Annotated in this window: 24 protein-coding genes and 1 pseudogene; 11 read left to right on the forward strand and 14 right to left on the reverse strand. The window is 41.9% G+C overall.

Going from position 1 to position 23,867, the window contains the following annotated elements; all coding sequences use genetic code 11:
- The first annotated feature begins 104 nt into the window (after positions 1-104).
- Positions 105-1,043: a sensor domain-containing diguanylate cyclase gene (locus tag AC19MX_RS12305; RefSeq protein WP_498298372.1), complete on the forward strand. Its 939-nt coding sequence runs from the start codon at positions 105-107 to the stop codon at positions 1,041-1,043.
- Positions 1,044-1,155: 112 nt separating this feature from the next.
- Here AC19MX_RS12305 and AC19MX_RS12310 read toward each other — a convergent pair whose 3' ends face one another.
- Together AC19MX_RS12310 and AC19MX_RS12315 are read right to left on the reverse strand one after the other, a co-directional pair.
- A complete protein-coding gene (locus tag AC19MX_RS12310; protein ID WP_498298374.1) occupies positions 1,156-2,211 on the reverse strand; it encodes a hypothetical protein in 1,056 nt (351 codons plus the stop codon).
- A gap of 24 nt (positions 2,212-2,235) precedes the next feature.
- Positions 2,236-3,285: a hypothetical protein gene (locus tag AC19MX_RS12315; RefSeq protein ID WP_498298376.1), complete on the reverse strand. Its 1,050-nt coding sequence runs from the start codon at positions 3,283-3,285 to the stop codon at positions 2,236-2,238.
- Positions 3,286-4,091: 806 nt separating this feature from the next.
- On the opposite strand from AC19MX_RS12315, the gene AC19MX_RS12320 reads away from it, so the two are divergent.
- Positions 4,092-4,517, forward strand: a complete 426-nt coding sequence (locus tag AC19MX_RS12320; protein WP_498298378.1) for a transporter substrate-binding domain-containing protein — start codon at positions 4,092-4,094, stop codon at positions 4,515-4,517.
- Between the two features lie 86 nt (positions 4,518-4,603).
- Here the strand turns inward: AC19MX_RS12320 and AC19MX_RS12325 are convergent, their stop codons facing one another.
- Complete coding sequence (locus AC19MX_RS12325; protein WP_498298380.1) at positions 4,604-4,924, reverse strand: hypothetical protein; 321 nt, start codon at positions 4,922-4,924, stop codon at positions 4,604-4,606.
- A gap of 194 nt (positions 4,925-5,118) precedes the next feature.
- Positions 5,119-5,907, reverse strand: a complete 789-nt coding sequence (locus tag AC19MX_RS12330; RefSeq protein ID WP_498298382.1) for an AraC family transcriptional regulator — start codon at positions 5,905-5,907, stop codon at positions 5,119-5,121.
- A gap of 103 nt (positions 5,908-6,010) precedes the next feature.
- On the opposite strand from AC19MX_RS12330, the gene AC19MX_RS12335 reads away from it, so the two are divergent.
- Positions 6,011-7,225, forward strand: a complete 1,215-nt coding sequence (locus AC19MX_RS12335) for an MFS transporter (protein WP_498298384.1) — start codon at positions 6,011-6,013, stop codon at positions 7,223-7,225.
- Positions 7,226-7,341: 116 nt separating this feature from the next.
- Here the strand turns inward: AC19MX_RS12335 and AC19MX_RS12340 are convergent, their stop codons facing one another.
- Both AC19MX_RS12340 and AC19MX_RS12345 read right to left on the reverse strand, forming a co-directional pair.
- Positions 7,342-7,707, reverse strand: coding sequence for an MmcQ/YjbR family DNA-binding protein (locus AC19MX_RS12340; RefSeq protein WP_498298580.1), 366 nt, complete (start codon positions 7,705-7,707; stop codon positions 7,342-7,344).
- Positions 7,708-7,862: 155 nt separating this feature from the next.
- Positions 7,863-8,084, reverse strand: a complete 222-nt coding sequence (locus AC19MX_RS12345) for a penicillin-binding protein (RefSeq protein ID WP_160052074.1) — start codon at positions 8,082-8,084, stop codon at positions 7,863-7,865.
- A gap of 279 nt (positions 8,085-8,363) precedes the next feature.
- On the opposite strand from AC19MX_RS12345, the gene AC19MX_RS12350 reads away from it, so the two are divergent.
- Positions 8,364-9,803, forward strand: coding sequence for a glutathione synthase (locus AC19MX_RS12350; protein WP_498298385.1), 1,440 nt, complete (start codon positions 8,364-8,366; stop codon positions 9,801-9,803).
- A gap of 114 nt (positions 9,804-9,917) precedes the next feature.
- Here AC19MX_RS12350 and sigZ read toward each other — a convergent pair whose 3' ends face one another.
- Entirely contained in the window at positions 9,918-10,454 is a 537-nt protein-coding gene (sigZ, locus tag AC19MX_RS12355) for an RNA polymerase sigma factor SigZ (RefSeq protein ID WP_498298387.1), read from the reverse strand.
- 255 nt (positions 10,455-10,709) lie between these two features.
- Here sigZ and AC19MX_RS12360 point away from each other — a divergent pair, with 255 nt between their 5' ends.
- Together AC19MX_RS12360 and AC19MX_RS12365 are read left to right on the forward strand one after the other, a co-directional pair.
- On the forward strand, positions 10,710-11,768 hold the full coding sequence (locus tag AC19MX_RS12360) for a cation diffusion facilitator family transporter (RefSeq protein WP_498298389.1): 1,059 nt from the start codon (positions 10,710-10,712) through the stop codon (positions 11,766-11,768).
- A gap of 8 nt (positions 11,769-11,776) precedes the next feature.
- Positions 11,777-12,184, forward strand: coding sequence for a MarR family winged helix-turn-helix transcriptional regulator (locus AC19MX_RS12365; protein WP_432400751.1), 408 nt, complete (start codon positions 11,777-11,779; stop codon positions 12,182-12,184).
- 166 nt (positions 12,185-12,350) lie between these two features.
- Here the strand turns inward: AC19MX_RS12365 and AC19MX_RS12370 are convergent, their stop codons facing one another.
- The gene (locus tag AC19MX_RS12370; RefSeq protein ID WP_498298391.1) at positions 12,351-13,238 is read right to left on the reverse strand and encodes a LysR family transcriptional regulator; all 888 of its coding nucleotides are present in this window, start codon (positions 13,236-13,238) and stop codon (positions 12,351-12,353) included.
- 147 nt (positions 13,239-13,385) lie between these two features.
- On the opposite strand from AC19MX_RS12370, the gene AC19MX_RS12375 reads away from it, so the two are divergent.
- Genes AC19MX_RS12375 through AC19MX_RS12385 form a run of 3 tightly spaced genes read left to right on the forward strand, consistent with a single transcriptional unit; the run spans position 13,386 to position 14,442 of the window.
- Complete coding sequence (locus AC19MX_RS12375; RefSeq protein ID WP_059746887.1) at positions 13,386-13,991, forward strand: short chain dehydrogenase; 606 nt, start codon at positions 13,386-13,388, stop codon at positions 13,989-13,991.
- Positions 13,992-14,020: 29 nt separating this feature from the next.
- Positions 14,021-14,161, forward strand: a complete 141-nt coding sequence (locus tag AC19MX_RS12380) for a hypothetical protein (protein WP_498298393.1) — start codon at positions 14,021-14,023, stop codon at positions 14,159-14,161.
- A 32-nt stretch (positions 14,162-14,193) separates the two neighbouring features.
- On the forward strand, positions 14,194-14,442 hold the full coding sequence (locus tag AC19MX_RS12385; RefSeq protein WP_498298395.1) for a hypothetical protein: 249 nt from the start codon (positions 14,194-14,196) through the stop codon (positions 14,440-14,442).
- Between the two features lie 432 nt (positions 14,443-14,874).
- Here AC19MX_RS12385 and AC19MX_RS12390 read toward each other — a convergent pair whose 3' ends face one another.
- The gene (locus tag AC19MX_RS12390) at positions 14,875-15,462 is read right to left on the reverse strand and encodes a DsbA family protein (protein ID WP_498298397.1); all 588 of its coding nucleotides are present in this window, start codon (positions 15,460-15,462) and stop codon (positions 14,875-14,877) included.
- Positions 15,463-16,646: 1,184 nt separating this feature from the next.
- On the opposite strand from AC19MX_RS12390, the gene AC19MX_RS12395 reads away from it, so the two are divergent.
- Entirely contained in the window at positions 16,647-17,573 is a 927-nt protein-coding gene (locus AC19MX_RS12395) for a hypothetical protein (protein ID WP_498298399.1), read from the forward strand.
- A 272-nt stretch (positions 17,574-17,845) separates the two neighbouring features.
- On the opposite strand, the gene AC19MX_RS12400 is transcribed toward AC19MX_RS12395, so the two are convergent.
- Both AC19MX_RS12400 and AC19MX_RS12405 read right to left on the reverse strand, forming a co-directional pair.
- Complete coding sequence (locus AC19MX_RS12400; RefSeq protein ID WP_498298401.1) at positions 17,846-18,619, reverse strand: nuclease-related domain-containing protein; 774 nt, start codon at positions 18,617-18,619, stop codon at positions 17,846-17,848.
- A gap of 47 nt (positions 18,620-18,666) precedes the next feature.
- On the reverse strand, positions 18,667-19,443 hold the full coding sequence (locus AC19MX_RS12405) for a class I SAM-dependent methyltransferase (protein ID WP_432402383.1): 777 nt from the start codon (positions 19,441-19,443) through the stop codon (positions 18,667-18,669).
- Between the two features lie 130 nt (positions 19,444-19,573).
- Here AC19MX_RS12405 and AC19MX_RS12410 point away from each other — a divergent pair, with 130 nt between their 5' ends.
- Positions 19,574-20,419: a 23S rRNA (adenine(2030)-N(6))-methyltransferase RlmJ gene (locus tag AC19MX_RS12410; RefSeq protein ID WP_432402381.1), complete on the forward strand. Its 846-nt coding sequence runs from the start codon at positions 19,574-19,576 to the stop codon at positions 20,417-20,419.
- 135 nt (positions 20,420-20,554) lie between these two features.
- On the opposite strand, the gene AC19MX_RS12415 is transcribed toward AC19MX_RS12410, so the two are convergent.
- From AC19MX_RS12415 to AC19MX_RS12425, 3 genes and pseudogenes are all read right to left on the reverse strand, one after another.
- A complete protein-coding gene (locus AC19MX_RS12415; protein WP_498298403.1) occupies positions 20,555-21,991 on the reverse strand; it encodes a M28 family peptidase in 1,437 nt (478 codons plus the stop codon).
- 15 nt (positions 21,992-22,006) lie between these two features.
- Positions 22,007-22,639, reverse strand: a pseudogene (locus tag AC19MX_RS12420) (lytic transglycosylase domain-containing protein); the annotation flags it as partial.
- Between the two features lie 340 nt (positions 22,640-22,979).
- On the reverse strand, positions 22,980-23,519 hold the full coding sequence (locus AC19MX_RS12425) for a hypothetical protein (RefSeq protein WP_432402379.1): 540 nt from the start codon (positions 23,517-23,519) through the stop codon (positions 22,980-22,982).
- Positions 23,520-23,867: the final 348 nt, after the last annotated feature.

Consider the following 23,867-nt stretch of genomic DNA (forward strand, 5'->3'; position numbering starts at 1 on the left):
TACTCACCACAAAGCAGCACTATACTAAACTACTAATTGTTAACAAAAAGTGACGGATTTAACTTATAATAATGAATAAGCATTGCCACATCCTTGAGTATTCTATGCCAAAAAGTATACTTGCAAATTTAGAAGCCATACTTCTAGAAGGAATAGACATTACGCCAAACTGCTTAGGTGTAATTAACAGTGACAAGGAAGTTATTTATTGCAATCAGCACTATGCCAGTATTTTTGGTGTCACTAAAGAACAAGCAATAGGTAAAAAAGCCAGTGATTTATTGCGCCATGCATGGAACACCAAACAGGGTGTTGTCATTAACACTAACGATTTTGAACAGTGGATTGATAACGTACACAAGCTGCATTCTGAAAAAAACCTCAATCAATATGAAACCGACTTATTAGATGGCCGCTGGTTTAAAATGACCAGGATCAATCTAGATAGCGGTAACATCATCATTATGGGTGTTGATATTACCGAATTAAAAAATGCCCAAAAAGCATTAGAAGACGCCCACCAACACATCGAAAGTCTCGTTAATACCGACCCGTTAACCAGTGTGCATAATCGCCGTTCATATCATCAATTAGCAAAACATGAATTTGGCCGTGCAATGAGGTTTAACCAACCACTTTCACTATTAGTTATCGATATCGATTACTTTAAAACGATTAATGATAATTTTGGTCATGTCAGTGGCGATGAAATACTCAAAGAGTTTGTCCAAGTATGTAATGGCTTACTGCGCCAATCAGATTCGTTATCACGTATTGGTGGAGAAGAATTTACAGCGGTACTGCCAATGACCGACCATGATGACGCAATGTTAATAGCTGAACGGATCCGTGCCAAAGTAGCAAAACATCTTTTTAATATCACTCAATCCGAACAACACATTACTCTGACGATATCTATTGGCAGTAGTAGCCTAATTGAGAGGGATACATCGATGAAAGATCTCTTTAGTCGAGCAGACCAAGCACTGTATTGCGCTAAACGAGGTGGCAGAAATCAAGTTCAGCAAGCACAAATTTGTTAACCCTTTTAAGTCACTTAACGTGACCTCATCAAGTGTTCAGCAACTTAACATTAACTGATTCAACGACAATAACAAGCTAACAAAAGCCCTAATCTATCCCTTTGACAATGCGCTATTCGTCGGCCATTTTTTGTAAAAATTCTAAACGCTGCATTTCTTGCTCATCGGCCTGCCAAGGCTCGTCAGACAATTGCCCAACAGCAAATTCACCTAAGTCATAACTGGGCTCATTACTGCGGCCATAACGCGTTAACTCACCAGGTACTGCAGGACGACGCTCTAGCACAAAGCTGCCAAGCGTAAACTCACCATCTTGTTTAGGCAGCACGCCCTTATAGGCTTTGAGCTCCATTTCAACCGCACCTTCAGATAATTTTTTCGACGCAGTTAACAATGCTACAGGCTGCTGATTTGCAGTATATAAATTGGCTCTTACCCGATAATAACCGGCTTTCTCTACCGTTAGTTTGAGTGGAATGAGCATATCACTCCCTTCAGCACGCACCTCACCGACACCGGTAATCGTTGCTGCTGGGTAGCTATATTCAATGCCCGTGGTTAAAGTCTGCTTTTTACCTTTAGCGCTAAAGGTCACATTGACGGCCATCGGGCCGTCCCACTCCTCTGTTGCATCGAGTTGCACGGTCCACTTTCCATCATGGTTTGCCATATCGCTCTTGGCTAACACTTCTTTATGAGAAGACAATTCACTGCGGATCGCAGCACTGACACCCGTGACCGTTAAACCATCAACCTCTAATGTAATGACCACAGGCTCAGGAAAACTAAAACGATATTTAGGCATAACAATACTGGCACTGGCACCCCCTTCTAACATCACAGGTTGCGCCACATACTGATTCGGGTTCAATAGGTGAACATCATTAACACCTAGCGGCACTGAATACCCTGGCAGAGTGAGCTCTTGTGCGTACGCTTCTGCTAGCAACGAAAAGCGCTCACTCACCGACTCAGGTAAGGTTTCTTTTACCATCACTTGTTTAGGCTGCATCTGCTTTACCACACTAGGCTGATGGCTGGCGACTTGAGCTTGCTGGTTTGAAATAACAACCTGAGCCAGCGTAGGTGCTGGCTCAGACGAGAAATACCAATATCCAGCACATCCACCAAGCAAGGCGACCACATAGACAACTTTTTTATGCTTCATAGATTGGCCCGTATTGAGAGTGAATTAATTTGCAGCCTGATAAACCAATGACGACATACTGGTTTTACTTGAATTACTCACCACTCTATAACGCGAACTAAAAATCCACCAGCCACGTTTTTCGTCATAGGTAGTAAACTTAATATTGTCGCCATTTAGGTAAGCAGCGCTATTATTGGCGGTAGTCACTTCATCTTTAGCGCTACTGCCAATAGTGTCATTATGGCTATAACCTTCACTCATCAACATGGGATAATGATAAGGCATAAACGCACTAGGGCCGCTGACCGAAGTTAACTTACCGTCAAATGCGACACCGCGTGAGCAACTGTCATAACTGGTTGCTGAAGCCGCACCACAACTTGAATGACTTGCCACTACACCGTCATCTTCGCCCGGTAAAAAAGCCCCTGTTACCCCTAAAAAGTCAGACCCAGCACCAGCAAAACGTAATCGCGGTACGCGGCTACCTGGAAATGAGGCTAACTGACGTGCGGTATTGACTCGTAAATCATTTAACACCCCAATGTTAGATGATGACGGTGTCGCGCCAAGCCATAATGACACTGCAAGTTTAACTGCGGAATTGATTAACCCTGAACCGTTAGCCACATTGACCGCTAAATCTGCTAATTCAACACCGCCACCTGCGCCAGCAAAGTCAAATGTCGCCACAATATTAAGCGGCTGTAAACCTGCATTTTGTAACCATAAGGCTTGGTTATCGATAATATATCGTGTCACTAAATCGCCCGTTGAGTGGGTCACAAACACACAACCATTGGAACACGTACCGTCGCGCGACATTTGTTGCAATTTAGGCCACACGTACTGGCTGGTAATTTTATTGGCAATGCGTTCTTGCGACGGCCAATCAATACGCTCATCTGCTCTATCGCGCCAATATTGCGCCCAATAATCGGCACCATTACTCGTCACCTGCGCCCCAGTAGGTTTACTTTGTAAGTTATCTGGCTGAAAACCGTGGATTAGCACCACGGGATAGCCACCAACGGCCGCTTGCGCTGCACCACTAAATAAGCCAGCTAACAGCAATAAAATCGATTTGTTCATGGGTTGTCCTCATTTTTTATCTGCAACAGCAATAGACAGACTGTTATCATTTATTAGTTTTTTTGTTATCGAACTCATGCATTTTGTTACAACTGAGCACTCAACATAGAGCAGATAAAAAACAATGCAAGCCTAAAAAAGGCCATAAATGGCACAGAACAACCCTAATAATCAGCATCTTGTTTGAATTAATGACTGTCGATAAAATCGAAACATCTAAGAGCTTTTGTTACCCGTGATAACCAGCCCATAAAAGCCAACATTGATAATGGCACACCCGTTTTAAGCTTTTACTCCAACTATTTTTATCGTCAGCGCTTTTTTATCTTGAAGTCGCTTTTAAAAGCTTAACACTTGATTTATATGGTTATTCATTCTGTAAAAAAAGGCATAAAACTATGATACGTTTATGCCTATACTGAAATGCCATTCAAAGTTGACTTCACAACGGACGGGTGAAAAATGATGACTGCGGTACCAATGGAACTAAAACAATTTTGTCTTTGCATCTTGGTCACACTGTGCTGCTCAAGTGGCCTCCTAGCCGACACTCTTGAGCTTTCAACACTCGAGTGGCCGCCATTTTCAGGCAGTGAATGACCCGAACAAGGCATCACTAGCCAAATCACTAGCCAAATCATTAGCAAAGCATTAAGTTTCAAAATCACACCCTTGCCATTGCCGTTTTACCCTGGAACCGAGCCGCTCGCAGTGTAACCACAGGCCAAACAGTAGGGTATTACCCAACCTATTTTAATCCTGCTAATGGATTAATATTTTCAGATCCCATCGGTGCCAGCCCTATTGTGTTAATAGAACGCAAAAGTAACCCGATTATTTGGGATAAGGTCAGCGATTTAAATCATTATGAATTAGGGGTATTAAAAGGTTATATCAATACTGTTGAAGTAGATGAAATGATTGCCAATGGCAGCCAAAAATTTGAAACTGGTATCGATGAAAAACAAAATATTTTAAAGCTGGCCGCTGGCCGAATCGATACCATCATTATGGACGTTAATGTGTATCAATATTTAGCATCAGATCCGCAAATCGCCAAGGTAACTCATCTATTGCAAGTTAACCCGAAAGTGCTGCAAGATAAAACCTTGCACATCACTTTTAATAATACTCAGGAGGGTAAAAAGTGGTGCGACATTGTCAATCAAGGCTTAGCGCAATTTGATGTACACGCCATGCAGGATGTTTTATTAAACCCCGTTGAAAAATAACTGACAAATACGATTATGGCTAAAGCGGCTAACGTAAAGTGATGACCCCACTTAATATTGGAGCATGATAGGTGATGTGACGCCAACTAACGTTGGTACTTCATCCATAATTTATAGAACACCGCATTACACTGAGGGTTACTGTCCATTTTACCGTCTCTATCACAGTCGGAGCCTGTTAGCGTCTTCATCACATCACTGCCGTATTGCTCTATGTCATCAGCTTCAGGCGCCACAAGCTCTGTCACTTTAGGCGAGTGCTCAATAAAATCGGCTACATTTTGATAAGATAAAAACTCTTCTTTGGAAATAATCTCACTGATATCGCGAATAGGTGATTCAGACGCAGTTACCGACAATGACATCAGCATTAACACGCCACTAAAAAAAATATTCAACACTCTCACACTTATCTCCATCACCTTACAGAGGTAAAACCTGATGATACGACTTTAAAAGGTATTTTGTTACCCACGAACCCAACTGCCATAAAAATAACTAACAACGTCAATACCTAAATAACGTATCCAAGCATAGGCGTGCATCGCCAAAAAATCTGATTTATAACGTTTTATTACCTTTAGCAAACAACTAAAATGCCTTAATAAGCATTTAACCCGCTCATGTATTTCATCGGTGGGTGTTTCATGACTTTTTTAAACATAGTGATAAAGGCACTAACCGACTCATAACCTAATAACTCAGACACTTGTTGGACACTTTTCTTGTCTGATAATGATTGCAGTGCGGTAACAATATCAATTTGGGTGCGCCACTTTCCAAATGTCATGCCGGTTTCTTTCTTAATCAACCGCGCCAAGGTGCGTTCTGTTAATGCAAACTCATCGGCCCATTGCGGCAAGGTTTTTCTATCGCTCGGTTGGCTTATCAGTTGCTGGCTCATAGCCTGAATCACAGCATTTTTTGACAGCACAACATCTAGGTGCTGAATGGGCATGTCACTCAACTGATCAAATAACACTTGAGCTAAACGCGCGGTTTTACTGGTTAGGTCATAATGTTGATCACACCCTGCAAGTTGACACATTAACTCTTTAACTAAGGGCGTAATCGCTAAGGTGCAAGTATTTGACGGCATACCTTGCATGTTGCTATTAATAAACACATGACACAGTTGTGCGTTATCTGAGGCGCGATTACTGTGTAGTTTATTTGCCGGGATCCAAATAGCGCTATGGGTTGGCACCATCCACATTTTTGCCGAGACTTCACAGGTCACGTAACCGTGCAAAGCTAAAATTAACTGACCTTTAGGGTGAGTGTGTAACGGGATTTCATGGCTGGCACAAGCTTGTTCAATTTTAGCGATGACCGGTTGTGGCATCGATTCATAATTGCTGATCTCATCCCACCCTATTGGCTTAAACATAGACTTGTCCGTTTTGAGATATTTAATGTCACTATAGCTAAATTATCTCAGCAGGCAAATCTTTATACTGTCGACCATTATTAAGTGAAATCTAAAGCAGAAAATGACGTTACCAACCGATAATAGCAAACTGCAATCGCGCTTTTCTGGCGTAATACTGGTGATAGGTATCTTACTGATTGCGGCTAATTTACGCGCGCCGTTTACCGGCATTGCCCCTGTGTTAGCGCAAATAATAGATCACTTTACGCTAAGTGGTTCACAGGCAGGCTTTATCACCACTCTACCGCTTATCGCCTTTGCGATTGTTTCCCCCATGGCAGCCATGTTTGCCAGAAGACAAGGCCTAGAACATGCCTTGTTTGCCGCATTAACACTGATTTTATTCGGTATTTTGGCGAGATTTATCGACTCATCTATTATGTTATTTGTAGGCACAGCGGTTATTGGTGTCGGTATTGCCATTGCAAATGTGCTGTTACCGAGCCTAATCAAACGAGATTTTGCCACCAAAGTAGCACTCATGACTTCTGCTTATGTTCTCACCATGGGCATGGCATCGGGTGGTTTTTCTGCGTTGGTATTCCCGCTGAGTCAGTTCAATGGTTTAGGTTGGCAATTAGCATTGGGCTCGTCGGCAATGTTAACGGTCGCGGGGTTGATTGTGTGGACCGCACAATTAGGTAAGCACACTAAACCCGCGAGTATGTCGCAATTTGCACCATCGTCAAAAAGTGTATGGCGTTACTTATTAGCGTGGCAAGTGACCCTGTTGCTCGGCTTAAACTCATTTTTGACTTATATCATTATTACATGGCTACCCAGCATATTAACTGATACTGGCCACTCAGCAGTTGAAGCTGGGGCATATCATGGCGCATTTCAAATTTCGACCGCACTACCCGGCCTGGTATTAATCCCCCTATTGGCTAAGTTAAAAGATCAGAGTGCGCTGAGCTTTATTTTAGGATTACTCAGTGCAGGCAGTGCAATAGGCCTGTTATACATGCCTGACTTTGCTTTTTTTTGGACGATTATGTTGGGATTTTGCTCTGGAGGCTGTTTCATTTTGGGGTTGTCGTTTATTAGTTTGCGCACAGATGACCCGCATCAAGCGGCCTCGCTTTCTGGTATGTCACAAAGTGTCGGTTATTTATTGGCGGCGATAGGCCCTATGATGGCGGGAGCACTTCATACCTCAACAGGCAGCTGGGAAGCACCGTTGTGGTTATGCATCATTGCAGCACTATTGTGTGCAATATGCGGGTTCGGTGGCGGCAGAAATACCACTCTGAATAAGTCTGCCGCGGCTAATTGATGGTGATGGTGATGATGATGGTGATAAGAACAAACAACTTATTCATCAACATAGTGAGCTGAGGCAACTCATTTTAAGATGGCTTGCTTAACAGCAAGCCGAATTAAGCAGCAAGTCTACTTTAGAAGCAAGCCCAGTTCAGTTTGCTTTTTCTTACTCAGACCTGAAGCGACAATACGGTAGGATTGCGCTAAATAATAGGTGAGCTCTTCATCTAACCTGCCTGATGTTTTTATCTGTTGGATCCACTTCATCCCACGGCTGGCAAAGTAAGGCGCAGGATGATAACCATCATTATTTTTTAAAAACTCATAATTTAACGGTGACGTTTTAAATGTGAATGCAGGATCGCCATTTTTAACCGTAAAACCAATCGCGAATACCTTACCAGCCACTTTCCAAACGTGCGAACCACCCCATTGCATAACATAAGTTGATGCAGGTAAAGCTTCACAAAATTGATTAAATTCACTGTGCTTCAAAAATCTATCACCGTTTATCGTGTTAGCAAAAAATCTTGGGTTATGACCAAAACGTTGGCCGTATAGCCAATAAGTAAACACCAATAGCGTGGTAATTAACGCACCCATCAGATTTAACGATGGGTCGCTCACCAGCCATGCTCAACCTCATGCAATCAATACGTTGAATTAGGCGTGCTTTCAGGATTAATGTCGCCGTACACCTCTTCGGGATCGACATCATTAATCAATAACATCTCCCTCACGGTTTCAATGTGGTCTAATGTTTTTTGGTAATTATCACCATACTCATACTTAGTCACCTCAATTGCTTTTGGCATATAAGTAAACGCAATTTTCAATGCCTGTAATGCAGACTCACTCATTTTGTCACTCATGTCACACTCCTTGATGTTAAACCTTCATCGACAATTATATATCACCATACTGCCAAATTTAGACGAAAACCATGTCTTACAAAAACACAATCTAACAAAATATTCCCATCTTTTTGCGTCTTTAAGCTGGCTCGCTCGTCTTAATGCTATTGGACAACGCACAACCGAATAAAAACGATTACAACCACGTTAATATAATATCACTTTATGAAAGTGATTCTGTTATCGATAAATGAGTAATTGTCTGTAAAGGTTAACCATTTAAATAGTGAGAATACTGTGATACCACAACAAGTCATTGAAGATGCCTGCGAATGGGCAATTATGCATGGCGTCGCATTTCGTCAAGCAGATAACACCGCACGACATTGCCCATTTAGCATTGCGCCAATGACCATGAAACGCGATGTATACCAACATTTGCGCAATGTTACCCCGATTATGGCCAAGCTTATTAATCGAGTATCTGAAGATCATGATTATTTACAAGCATCACTCAGTGATGTTGCAAAGGCCGATCCGTTTTTTGGCCATTTAATGCAACTACATTATCAAGCCCATGGTGATATCAATAACCGAAAGACTGTAATGCGTCAGCCGCTACTATTAATGCGTACCGACTACATGGACGATAGCCAATATGGCGCAAGAGTGGTTGAGTTCAATGGCATTGCCGCTGGCATGGCGCCATTTGGTCAAAAAGCGACAGAGATACACCAATACATTCAACAACAGTGGCCACAAACTTATCAAGCTTGGACCGAAAACCCGTCGGCAATACCTGAAAAAAATGAAGCATTAACCCAACTGGCCGCTGGCATAGCGGTTGCTGCAATCAAGGTGAAAAATGAGGCTGGCGATTCAGGTAAACCGACATTTATGATGGTGATACAAAAAAATGAAGATAATGTGTATGACCAACATTTACTTGAAGTTGAATTGCAACGACTCGGCATACGCACCGTTAGGCGCACTTTTGAGCAGCTCAATGCCCAACTTTCAACCGGTGAAAACCAACGGCTGATATTGCAAGATGTTGGTGGCATTGATGTGGTCTATTTACGAGCGGGATATCAGTACTCTGACTATTACGCGCCCGAAATGGATCAACATGAATGTTGCTATACGTTAAGTCAGACACGTCTTTTTATAGAGCAACATAATGTTGCCATGAACGCCACCATCAGTCAGCAATTAGCCACCAGCAAAACCATTCAAATGCAGCTGACAATGATGCCTGCTACTGACTATGTGCGTTGGGGGCTCAGCACTGAAGAAGCCATGCTTGTAAAAAGTGTATTAGCAGAGATGAAACCCGTGAATGCCGACACCATTGCGTGGTTTAACACCACAGCTAATAAACAACAATGGGTCTTAAAAAACCAAGGCGAAGGCGGTGGCCATTGTATTTTTGGAGAAGACATCAGCCGTAAACTCAAGCAACTTCCAACTAATGAGTACGACGCCTGGGCATTGATGCAACGCTTATACCCCCGGGAACGCGAAGCGCCAACCATTGCGGTAAGAGACAGTAAACAAACTTATATTGATAATCTTGTCAGCGAAATTGGACTTTTTACCGTCACGTTTAATGATACGCCTGCCACAACACAGGATGGATACGCAGGATACTTAGTCCGCAGCAAGCCTGCTGACGAAGGTGAAGGAGGCATCCACAGTGGCCAGGGTATTTTAGATTCATTAGCGTTAGTTGATTAATACCATCACACCCACCAATGAGCAATATCTGACATATTCGACACGATTACTTCGATGCAAGTAATAAGGCGTAATTAAGATCGTGCGCCTTTAATCACCTCATCATGAGACGTTTTATCGACACTGTCGCGTAGGATCTTTTGGTGAATAGCCTGAAATACCCTGTTCATTTATTTCAAAATCACAACAGGCCATTAGCTGTTCGCGAAATTTAACTCGGCTACGTTGCACACGACTTTTGGCGCCAGAAAGTGACAAACCAAGTTGATCGGCTATCTGTTGTTGTGGCATGCCCTCTAACTCAGCCAGCCGTAACGGTGTGCTGTATTTTTCAGGTAATTCATCAATTAATGGCCGTAAGCATTCGGCTAATTCTGCACGCGCCTCCGCTCCGGTATCTTGCTCTTGTGCGACTAAATTGTCAGGCAACTCATCAAAATGCTGTCGAGCGCGATAAAAATCCATCATGGTGTTATGGGCAATACGGTATAACCACCCTTTTAAGCTTCCTGCAGATTTCAGCTGATGTAAATTAAGGCTGGCTTTGATGTACACATCTTGCAAAATATCATCCACAGCATCAACATCGTCGATACGCTTGGTCACATAGGCTCGAAGCTGCGCTTTATGGTTTTGCCATTCAGCCAACATAATAATCCCTCAATAATATACGCACTGATTAACGCACGATTAAACATAATAGTAGCATTTTAATAAGACGTATTAATGTGAAAAAGATGCATAACATAAGATGTTTTATTCCATTATCTTCTCCAATCCCTTTAATACCTTACTTTTAAATTTCTGATTTGTTATTCATCAATTGATAATGTGTTTTAGCAGTATTTACTTTGATAATCAAACAACATAGAATCGAAAATTATTTGATTATCAAACTAAGATGTTATGAACAATATTGCTGCTCAGTATACTCATCACCATAATTTTGCTGCCGTTAACGAGCAAAATGTAAAACGTACCTGGTATGTACTGATCATTACGGTCATTACCATGGCTGTTGAGGTCGTCGCTGGCACCCTATATGGTTCAATGGCGTTACTCGCTGATGGTTGGCACATGGGTACGCATGCGGCAGCTTTTTGTATCACACTCTTTACTTATAGCTATGCCAGAAAACACGCGCAAAGTGGCAAATTCTCTTTTGGTGTGGGCAAAGTGGGAGTGCTTGGCGGATATACCAGCGCAATCGCATTAGGGATTGTGGCAATCATCATGCTAGCCGAATCGGTACATCGCTTATTGTCACCCGTTGACATCCAGTTTAATCAATCGATTTTGGTGGCTATCGTCGGACTTGTCGTCAACATTGCCAGTATGTTTATTCTAGGCCACGAGCATCACGGCCACGACCATGGGCACAGTCACGGCCACGACCATGCTCATAGTCATAGTCACGACCATAGTCACAGTCATGGGAATAACCATACTCATAGCGACCAACATCACCACACAAATAATCATGCTCATAACCACGATGATCATGAGCATCACGAACATCACGAACATCACGAACACCATCATAACGGCCAGGATCATAATCTCAAGGCGGCTTACTTTCACGTATTAGCAGACGCATTAACCTCTGTGCTTGCAATTTGTGCGCTATTAGTCGGGAAATATCTAGGCTGGTATTGGTTAGACCCAATGATGGGGATAGTGGGTGCGGTTATCATTACTAAATGGGCATTAGGCTTAATGAAACAAACAAGCCCCATTTTGCTAGATGAAAACATCGACAAAGCATACCAGGCAGAAATCGTTAACACGATTGAAGATGAACACACCCAAGTTACGGATATCCATATCTGGAAAATCAGTGCCGACCACTATTCAGCTTCTATTGCAGTCTGTACTTCAACAGAGGCCAATGCGGAATCAATTAAACACGCTTTACATAAGTTTGATAAGCTAAGCCACTTTACTATTGAAGTGAATCACTGCTGAGGTCGTTTATGCATTCTTTGAATAACTTAATTATCGAATTTTACGACAAATTGTCTTCTTGGGAGCAATCTGTCGTCAAAGATACCGGTTATTCACTGGCGCAGGTACACACAATAGAAGTGTTAGGCTCTCATGGGCCAATGAGAATGAAAGAATTAGCCGACAGGCTTGGCATTACTACCGGCACGTTAACGGTGCAGATTGAAAAGTTAGTCAATTTGGGATTAGTCAATCGCGCTGCACACGAAGACGATAGACGCTCAATACTAGTCGGCCTCACCAGCGAAGGTACTGAGCTTCATTCACATCATAATCGTATGCACATGCAGCTGACCAAAGACATTACCCGCAACCTAGATCAACATGCTGTCGATGTACTGAAAACCTGCTTTGAAAAAATGAACCGAGAGTTTTAATACCATTCCGCGTTAATAAGTGATGACTCAGCGAGAGGCATAGCCATTCTGTTTCAGTGAATATGCCTTAATCAATCAGTATGCCTCGTTCACTACCCTTCAACGTCTATGCCTCTGTTTATAGAGGCTAACTTATTATAGATACTAACTTATTATAGCGACTAACTTACGACTCAATATCGAGTAACGATATAACCCACTTTTGCAAAGGGTCGTCGTGGTAACGCGGATGCCAAGCGGCAATTACATCAAAACTATCTGGCGATTGCTCAAGTTCAAGGGTGACTACATCTAACCCTTTAATCGCTCGTAAGGGTAAAAAAGCAATTGAGTCGGTTGTTTCAAGGTACATAGGCACCACCGAAAAACAGGGCGCAGATACAACTATGTTTCGTTGTAAACCAAATTGCGCAAACCAATCATCAATAGAACCTTTAAAGTTGGGCCGAGACGGTGACGCAATAATGGTAGGATATTGGGCTATCTCAGCTAACGAAGGTATTGTTTTTGATATTGTTGAATGGGTTGAAGTCACACAAACATGGCGTTCTTCAAACAGCTTAATAACGCGATAACTATCAGGAATATAATCAGGAAACGCGATAGCCAAATTCACCTTTCCGCTTTCCATTTGCTCATGTAATTTATCTATCTCAAAATCTTGCACAATCAGCTTTAAGTTGGGCGCTTGAACTCTTAGTTTGGCAATCAACATAGGCAGAACAATTTGCTGCGCATAATCTGTCGCAGAAATAGTAAAAGTGCCCTTGGCCTTATGTGGAATAAAGGTTTTGGTTGATATTAATGAGTTGAAATCAATCAGCAGCTTATCAACCCCAACCGATAATTCCTCAGCAAAAGGCGTTGGCACAAAGCCATTTGTTTTCCTAACAAACAACCTGTCATCAAACACGTCTCTGAGTTTTTTCAAATGCTCACTAACAGCTTGTTGAGTCAAACCGAGCTGACTTGCAGCTTTAGACGCATTCTCCTCACGCATAAGCGCCTGAAAAACCTTCAATTGTTTTAAGTCTAATCGGTCTAATTTACTCATAATTTATCCTTAATACATCATCGCTGGCCCACTCCGCCACCATTAACAAGTATAACTTGTATCACTTACAATTAACGATTGTTTCTAATTGTTTTACTCATTCGCTAAAGTCTACCCATCAAGTTAACTCAATAGATGGAAACAAAAATGAAAACAGTAATTTTAATTGGTGCACTAGGCAAAATGGGTCAAGCAGCGTTATCTGGCTTAGGTAAGCATAAGGTTATCACTGCGGGCCGCTCTGGCAACGTCGACCACATTGTTGATATTACCGATGAGCAATCGATTGAAGCCTTGTATGCAAAAGTCGGTCACTTTGATGCTGTGGTCAATACCGTGGGCGCTTGTGAATATGCGCCATTTGTAGAAATGACAGAAGCCCAATGGATGACCACTGTCATGAGTAAAATGATGGGCCAAATTAACCTAGTGCGTATTGGTCAAAAATACATTGCTGATGGCGGTTCATTTACTTTAATCAGCGGCATATTAAATGTTAAGCCTATTCCGTTTGCGATTGCCGATGCCACCACCAGCGGCGCTATCGATACCTTTGTAAAGTGTGTCGCCTATGAAATGCCAAGAAACACCCGCATCAATGTGGTCAACCCAACGGTGTTAACTGAAGCATGGGATGTGTATGGCGAAATGATGGCAGGTTTTGAGCCAGTCCCTGGACGATTAGTTGGCAAAGCATTCGAGCGTTCTGTCGATGGCTTTATTACTGGTGAAGTGATTTTTGTAGACGCTTAATCTCATGAAAACGAGGGAGCAAAACAACAATGCTCCCTTCGATTAAGCAAGTCTATGCATTAGGCCAAGCCATTCTAAAGGCCGAGTCAGTAGTATATTCACAGCCTAATTTACTCAGCCCTAACGGACTCAAGCTAATCAATAAAGATAAGCGGCTTAAACAGACGTAATCACGCTATCAATTAATATTTAGGAATACACAATGAAAGTTTATACCCTCGCAGCAATCATCATGTTTTTATCCGGCTGTGCGCATTTGCAAACTACTGATACTTCAAGTTCTGAGCTTAAAAATACTGAGCGTCAAAACATAGGCTCTCGAGGCACTTATTCTCAAAATATAAGTGTCGATGATTCAGCTACACAATCCACTGCCCCAAAACAAGTATGTAAAAGGATAAAGCGAAATAAACATTTTATCACCCGTTGCCAACCCGTGGGTGCACGTTAATAAGCATTGAGTAAGCCACTTTTAAACTGTCTATGGTGCTGAGTGACTCGTAATATTTTATCGTAAACCTATATAGAATATCTTCAGAGATACTGAAGATTGATGAAATAATGGTGTCGCTAACCTATGCATTTTTTAACAGTAACAGCGAATCGATAACAGATTCTGCTAGTGGTCTCAGTGTCCAATCAAATACACAACGCGTCGTCAAAGTATCTGCGGATAAATGCATACCTAAAACAGAGACTACTCAGCCGATCATAAATTATGTCAAACAAGCATGATGACTATAAAAATGACACTAACTTTGACGTTAAATAAAGCATTTTCTCTACCGTAAAAGCCAAATTCCACGCGTTCGTTTTGTGCAACTTTTAGGATAAATATGTGCTATCCCCTTAGTTAGGGCCTTTATATAGTTAGTTAGGGCCTTTATATAGTTTCTTCGCCAAACAATGGGTCAATCATTTGTTGCCAATCTGCCAACGTTGATAGGTGATTAACGAGTACATTACCGCCATTATTGATAAAAACAGTTGGGGTTGCCCATACAGATTTTGTCGCAGCATATCGAATCGGAGTTCTGGCTAAGGTGTAAATATCACCGTCATCCATCCGACTAAGAAATTGACAACGATTTATCCCTAAATGCTCTTCGGCCTTGTCTGCAATAAGTTGCCGAAGATCGTCGTGAGTTTTATGCATAAACTCTGCATTGTAAAATTCATCCTGTCGTTCATATAAAAAAGTGGCAAAGTCGTAAAACTTATCTGCATCACCATCTGCTAGGGCAAATAGCCCAAGACTCATATCCCACGCTTGGCGATGATTACTTAATGTCATTAAATGAACTTTAAGACTGACCGATCTGCTTTTGTAATGTTGTATCACACTAAGCAACGTCGGCCACATTGCTCGTGAATGGGGGCATTGAATATCAACAAAAACATCAATCGTTATGTCAGCCGCTTTATCGCCACGAAGCACGCCGCTTGGGCGCATAGGTATTGGTGTTGTCATAGTGCTCCCACTATTAATTAAGGTTAATTACGTTGGCTGATACATATTGTCAAAACAGCCCCAATTCAAGGAAAGACGTGTCGCTGGAAGCAAAGTCTGACATAGGCAGCTTCTAGCTTTCAATCACTTACCGAAAAGATATAACCATAGTCTGACATAAAATGCACCCATAGTCTGACAAATCGAAAACTCATAAAATAGTGCTTAAAAGGAGAATGTAATTTTATTATGAAGAGCCAAATAGCTTATGCCCTATCTAACAAACTTTTGGACAAAAGTGCGTTAGATCTTCGGATTTAGTGCAATGACATAAAGTTTACACTGACCCAAATAAATTTTTCAACACCCTCAAGTTCAGAGTTGAGTTAAGGTATTTCAAGAAATGGATACTCTGATTTGGAACAAAATCCTGTTAACAACCAGCTCGTCTTCCCGACAATGCTTTTTAGCCGGGATCCAGGTGTTTTTTGTTCTTTATGGCCTGCGGCCACTAACGTCGTGGCGCTTCGCCCACACCAGACCAAGAGGAAACCAACGGCTGCTCCCTCTTGGATCTCCCAGCCGCCACATCAAAATTATCTGAAAAGCGATAATTTCGCGACGTGGTTAGATCCAGCTTTTAACTCTATTTGGAATCGGCTTCGGCCTTATTCGAAAATGCTAACGCTTCAGATGGGGCGTCCCTTCCCCTCTAAAGCTAGCTCGCCATCCATGGTTAGCTCACGTCATTTTCTTCAACGGCCTCAAGTTCAGAGTTGAATTTGGACATTTTCAAGCTAGATTTAAGTCATTAATGGACACAAAAGCTTTATATAAACTGTTGTTTAAATTTAATTTTTGCAAAGTTTACTCTGACCCGACTAAATTCAACCTGCTCGTCGTCCCGGCAATGTTTTTTAGCCGGGATCCAGGTGTTTGCTTTGTACTTTTGTACTTATGCCAGCTCACGTATTTACAAGTAAAGAGTCTACAAACGACCTCAAACTCAGAGTTGAATTTGGACATTTGAAAGAAATGATAAATCCATTTTTAGAATGAAAAATAAAATTAAGTCATTGTTTAAATTAAATTATTATTTTTATACAGTCAGATTAAATTCATAGGTACAATATAGTAATTAAACTAAGATTTTATACGAAATAACTTTGCGCTTTAATCATAAAACTCTTAAGGATAAATTAGGCATGGATCGAAAGCAGTCAATGGCTGTCTATAACAGCTTATACAAAAAAGAGTACCCACTAATTCAAGATGAAGTATGCCAATGTTGTGGGATAACTTCAGACCTTCAAATAGATCACTGCCCTGCAATTACAACAGCACACCTTTATGTTCGAAATAATAATATTCCTTTTATAAAAATATTATTATGCGGGGAATGCAACAGGATAGCTTCAAACCGACTACTTCCAAGGTTTACTGAGCGCTTCTTTACCATCAAAGAAAAGTTATTAGAGAGATACGCTAAAGATCTTGTAAACGAATTCAGAGATGGAATAGATTATTCAGATAATTATCTTATTGAAGCAGATAAAAAATTCGAATTAATGCTCAATAGAATTGGTTTTGGGCTATTGAGGGTGGACTTACTTTCTAAAGAACATCAGAACATTCTTCAAATGAAGACTATTAGTGGTGACACAATATATAACCATTTAGCATATCGTTCCGGAGGCGCTTTATTAACGTCTGATGAAATGGAGTCGATAAATAACATTCAAGATGTTGAGGACACATTTGAAGTTGAGGATGAAAATGAGGTAATAGAAACCGAGTACCTTTCACAAGTGCTTATTGAAAATGAAATATCCAGTTACCAACATTATCTTGATTTTTACAATGAAATACCTGCAAGAGCATTCGCTTTAGACCTTCCCAATAAAATTAATGATGGTGTAATATCCTGGTCCGAAATAAAAAAATCTATTAATCATAAGACTGCAGAACTACCTGAATTTTATGATGATATAGTCAATTTCATAAAAGAAAATAACATAAAAAATGAAGATGAATACCTTTCTCTTAGAAGACAAGTAAAACCAATTGATAGAGAGTCATTACCAAAAAATATACAAAATTATAAGATTGACTGGTATTCATATCTAAGGTGAAAAAAGCACAACTTACAAAAACACCACAAAGATTTACCTCCTAACTTCGTCAGAGGCTGATTTCACTTTGTTGACCAGCACTATACAGGTCAACAAAATTTCTTGAATTACATCAAGATGTGGTACAACAGCCAACGGATACATTAATGCCTCAATTATCAAAATCCTATTGAATTCGAGTGTATGGATGAACCGTTAAAAGAAGTAGCTTAACTAGAGTGACCGAATTCAGTTGACCAGTTCACAAATAAAGTTCAACGAGAAACAACCAATTAATTAAATTTTTCTACCGCTCTGCATTTAGGAAAACTTGAACAGCCCCAAAATGTAGAGCCCGCATTTTGGCCTTTTTTAGCTTCACGTAACACCATATATGAGCCACACTTTGTACAAAGCTTTTGGTCAGTTTTTTGCTTAATGATTTCTTTAACATGCACTTTATGAGCCTGATTTGTTGCAACCCCTCGCGCTAAACGACCTGATTCAATATTGTTGATTATGTCTAGAACTTGCTGTTGATTTAGTAGTTCAACAGAATGTGAACGAATGTATGATAAGCAACCGCTTGCATGAGTGACATTATCCGGCATTTGCGTTTTAAACTCACTGTTACCGATAAATACCACCACAGAAAAGAGTGCATCAATATTGATATTGAGCAGCGCTTCTAGTGTTTTAAGATGTTTATAATTTTGATGAATTGGATTTTGAAATTTAGATGAGTATTGATAAATTTTCTGCGTCCATTGCTTTTGGTTGGCTGAGCCGAAAATCCATCCTTTCATGTTTTTTGTTTCTACAATGAACACTCCTAACTGAGACACGACAATATGATCAATTTGAGTTGTGCCATTGTCAGTTGGCAGAGTAATATTTTTAAGCCTGTGATACTCGTTCTGCGGTAATCTCTTGAGTAACATATTGACCTGAAACTCACCCCAAAGACCTTTAAACCAAGGTGTTGTGGTGATATAGGTCAATAAAATAACAGGAAATATATACCAAACCTGTAGAGCAGCATTAATTAAGATTTCAATTAAACCCACAGCAATATCCTTATCTTTGATGCTTAATCACTGCTATTTCAACACCACTATTTCATCGCGGCTTTCACATACACATCAAAGCGATTCTTTTTCGTTGCGATAACCATGCTTGGTTTTACTCCGTCGAGGTCTTCAGCATAATCGGGGCGTTTTACGACTACGCGTTTGGTGGCGAGTGCCATTGCCGGGGCTAACAATCCATCGGCGTCTAAGTCGGCACCAACTAAGGTTTGAAATACGCGCATTTCTTTTTTAACTAAAGCTGACTTTTCGCGATGCGGGTACATGGGGTCAAGGTAAACCACATCGATTTCGGTGGCCGATGATTGAGCGGCGTTAGCTAATGCTGTCAAACTTGAACCGTGAAATAGGCTCATCAGCTCCTGCATCCATTGGCCGATTTCAGCATCTTCATAAGCGCGGCGTAGACCGTCTTCTAATAAGGCCGCCACAACAGGGTTGCGCTCAACCATAATCACTTTGCAACCTAGGCTTGCCAATACAAACGCATCGCGGCCTAGGCCTGCTGTACCATCGACTACCGTTGGCGTTACGCCTTGCTTTAACCCGACCGCTTTGGCGATAGACTGACCGCGCCCGCCACCAAATTTGCGGCGATGTGCCACAGCGCCGGATACAAAATCAACGTTAATACCGTCTAATTTAGGTTCATCTCGTTTGTACAAACTCAAACAGTTTTGCTCAAAGCGCAATTCAAACGCGGCGTCTTTGTCCCACACTAATTGCCAGCGGCTGGCGATATCAACCAATGTTGGGTACTGCTGATTAAAGAAGATCGGTGTCTGCAACAAGATAAATACCATGCCAATATAAGAAACTACCTCATTATGCCAAAAGCCATCTCCAGTGAATACCTATACCTCACGCTTGAGAAAACTTATAATGGTGCTATTACACAGTTTTTGCTGTCTCATTTAGTTAATGGAAATGCCCATGCTCAGTTATCGCCACGGTTATCATGCTGGCAATTATGCCGATGTGCTTAAACACGCCATGCTTATTCAAGCGTTAAAAGCCATGCAGAAAAAAGAAAAACCTTACGTGTATATCGACACCCATGCAGGTGCTGGCGCGTATTCGTTAACAGATGAGTTTTCGCAAAAAACCGGTGAGTATTTAGAAGGTATAGCGAAGCTTTGGGACCACGATAATTTGCCTATCGCTTTAGCCGATTATGTAGAGTCTGTGCGCCATTTTAACGCTGAGCATGATGGTGAATTAGCTGTATACCCTGGCTCACCAGCGTTTGTTGATGTGGAATTACGCCCACAAGACCGCATGGTATTACACGAACTGCACACCACCGACCATGAGTTACTTGAAGATTATTTTGTTCAAGACAAACAAGTGAAAGTGATTAATGGTGATGGGCTGGCGGGTTTAATCGCTGCGGTGCCACCGTTAGAACGTCGTGGCGTAATATTAATTGACCCAAGTTACGAAATAAAAACAGACTACGTTGATGTAGCAGAAACGATTATTAAAGCACATAAGCGTTTTGCGACCGGGATGTTTATGCTGTGGTATCCGGTAGTAAAACGTGAACAAACGGAAGCCATGCTGACATTACTTAAAAATAGCGGCATTAAAAAACAACTGCGTATTGAGCAAGGCTTGAGTGCAGACAGTGACGAGTTTGGCATGACAGCAGCCGGTTTATGGATTATCAATCCACCTTGGCAAATGGACGTCATGGCCAAAGAAGCATTAGATTACTTAGCGCCATTATTAGGCCGTGCTGACGGTTACACGACCGTGAAGTGGGAAGTTGGCGAGTAATCGAAATGTCCCAACTTAGATAATAGTTTGGCTAATAGTTTGGCTAATAGTGATACCAATAAAAAAGCCCGGCGCATGCATATGAGCCGGGCTTTTACTATTCTATTTTTTGGTTATTAAGGTCGCTTAAAAAGCTTACTTAAAAAACGCGCCTGCTGCCCCTGGGAATACCACTGGGCTGACATTGCCATTGGCGGCCACGCTTGCTACGCCAAATAAGTAATTATCAATCACAAGATTATCCAGAGTAAAGGTATTCACCTTGCCCACATAGCGGCTGTGGGTCCACTCTGGTGCGGTAGTTGAGCGCCAATACACTCGATAACCTACCACGGTTTCATCACTGCTTTTTGCCCAATTCAATGTGGTACTGGGAGACACCTGGCCTTCAATCTTCACTTGTGTTGGCGGTGCAGGTGCCCAGGCTTGTGCGGCTAAACTTAAGGCATTTAATGCGGTAAGCTTGGCGGTAAAGCCAAAATCAACCCCTTCAATCACATCACCATAAGCAATGCCATTTTCAACCCGAATATCCTGATGTTGGCGGTCGTAATGTTCGTTAGTTTCCATAATGCGCACCGCAGGCAAACCGGCTTGGTTAAACGGTAAATGATGCCCACCACGGCCAAATCGGTCGAGGCGATACACTAACATTACGTCTAGATTCGTCATGTATTGGTCGGCCAAGGTTTTTATATTACGGGCTAAATTACGCGAAGCAGAATCGTTCTCACCACCACTAAAATAACGCTCTTTTGCCTCGTCGGCCGTTTCTGCAAAACGTACACCTTCCGAAAATACTCGCACACTGCTGTTATTGACTACGCCATTAATGCCAGAAATATTGCCTATCATGTCGTTGTTTAACACCGCTTGCACTTGCCAGCCTTGCGCTTTTGCGTAGTCGGCTAAAATATTGCCGCCGTACAAACCCTGCTCTTCACCCGACAACGCGGCGTACACTATGGTGCCGTTAAACTGATATTTTGATAACACACGAGCGGCTTCTAACGCGCCAGCTACACCGGAGGCATTGTCGTTCGCACCAGGCGAAATGGAGGTAGCATCAAGTACGTCAGTCACCCGCGAATCAATATCACCGCTCATCATCACTACACGTTTAGGGTCTGTTTTACCGCGTTGAATAGCAATAACGTTGACCACCTCGGTAGGCTTAGCAATGCGCTTACCCTCTACGGTGTTTGCTACCGTTACCACTTCGAGGCAACCACCACATTCTTTTGAAATCCGCTTAAACTCGGCTTCTATCCAGCGTCTTGCGGCGCCAATGCCTTGGGTGTCAGATTGAGTGTCCGACATAGTATGGCGAGTGCCAAAATTCACCAATGTACGAATATCTTGCTCAATGCGCTGCGCTTGAGGTGCGTTGGCAATATCGTACAAGCGCATGTCTTCTTGCGAAGGGGCAACAAATATGGGTTTGTCCGCGGCAAGAGCTGGCACTGCCACAGCGCCAAAGATTAATAAACCCGCCATGCCCGCTAAACAGTAGCCACTATTTCGGCTAAGTTTGACGCGCTTTGGCTGCGCTTTATGAATAAAATGCTTCATGAATAATGACCTTAATTAACTGGCTAATGCTTTTTGATAGCGTTTGAATAATATTTTTACGCGCTTCACATAAGCTTGAGTTTCAGGATATGGCGGAATGCCACGATATTGAGTGACGGTACTCGGGCCGGCATTGTACGCGGCGCACGCTAAGTCTAGATCACCATTAAATTGGGCTAATAGTTGCGCTAAATAGCGGCTACCACCACGAATATTTTGTTGGGCATTTAACGGGTTGTCTACGCCCATGTCACTGGCGGTACCGGGCATTAATTGCATTAGCCCTTTTGCACCGGCTTTTGAAACTGCCCCAGGTTTAAACGCCGATTCGGCATGGATCACGGCTCTGATTAATGCCGGATCTAACTGATATTTGTGTGCCGCTAACGCTACATCGGTGGCAAAGTGCGAGGTAAAGAGTGGAATTTTGTACCAGTCGATAGTTGAATCTGGGCGGCAAGCAAAACATTCGTACAACAGCACTTGATAATCGGCATCTACCGGTTGTTGATCGCTAAACACCATAATTCCGTTGGCTTGCTTGTATTGATACACTTTACGTTTTTCGACGCCTAAATCACTGACAATACCGTTTTCAGAATATTGTGCTTTAACATTGGGTTTACGTGTTGCAGAGGATGATTGGCTCAGCGGATAATCATTGGTTAACGTTCGCGGTTGTGGCTTATCGCCAACATACCCGCCATTAAGCGATAATTGATCGTTAATGGATTTAGGGCTGTTTGGCGTCAACACGTTAAATGCTTCAAGCGTGGGTTTACTGCTATTTCCCTGCGCATTGTTCTGTGTCGGCTTTAGCTGGAGCTGCTTTTTTTCGGTAGGCTCTTCAGCACGGTATTTCGCTTTTATTTGTGGTTTTGTGGTTTCTTCTACTTGAGGATAAACCACTTGTTTAGCGTGTACTTGCACAGCACAAAAGAGTAATACGATAATCAATAGCGCCAGCTCATTACGCCACAACATCGAGTTACTCCTGCACTTGATCAAATATCGGCATTGGCGCGATACGGGCAAATTTAGCAACGGCAGAACCAGGGAAAATCTTAACCCCACTATTAAGCTCATCGACCGCTTTACGGTAAAAATCTTCGGCATGTATAAAGTCGAGTTCAAGTTGCAAATACTCAGCCAGTTGCTCGGTACACAGTTTGTCTTTATTTACCGTAGACAATAGTGACTCTAGACCTTGATCGATTTGCTGCCATGCTGCAATCGATACCGACAACGACCCACCTGCAACATTTGATTCTTCAATCGGTTGCTGCCAATCATGTTCGGGTTGTAGCTGTTTTAGTTGCTCCAACTGAGCTTGCTGGTCATCGGTTAACGGGCGTGGATAAGAGGGTTTTTCCTGACACAGCTCAGTAAAGAGTGTCAGTCTTCTATCAATTTTTGAGTCGATGACTTTTAGCGCTTCAATGGCTGAAGTGCGTTTTTTAAGTAAACTGGCATACCAAAGATAGGCCAGAATCGCGGCTAAAGTGAGGCTAATAAATAGCGCCTGCATGGTGACATCCTTTATTATTGTTATTCACTATCATAATCATTATTTAATCAAAAGTTCATCTTTATCGGCGATATCTTCGCTAAAAAATAACCACAAAAGTGTTTACCTGTACAAATAGATGTTAAAAAACTGTTTTGATTACGATCTTAATCATAACACAATTATCGAATAACATCTGGATGATATTTACACAGTTAATTTTTTAATCACCATTTTTTTCAACCACCTAAAGCCTAATTTACCAGGGTGTTTTTTAAACACTTTTTAAGTTTACTCTATTTAAATAAGTCCATTAGCGGCTTTTAAGTATCATTTAATCACTGTTAATCTTCTTTTTACTCGCTATGC

The organism is Shewanella sp. MF05956, from assembly GCF_059758055.1.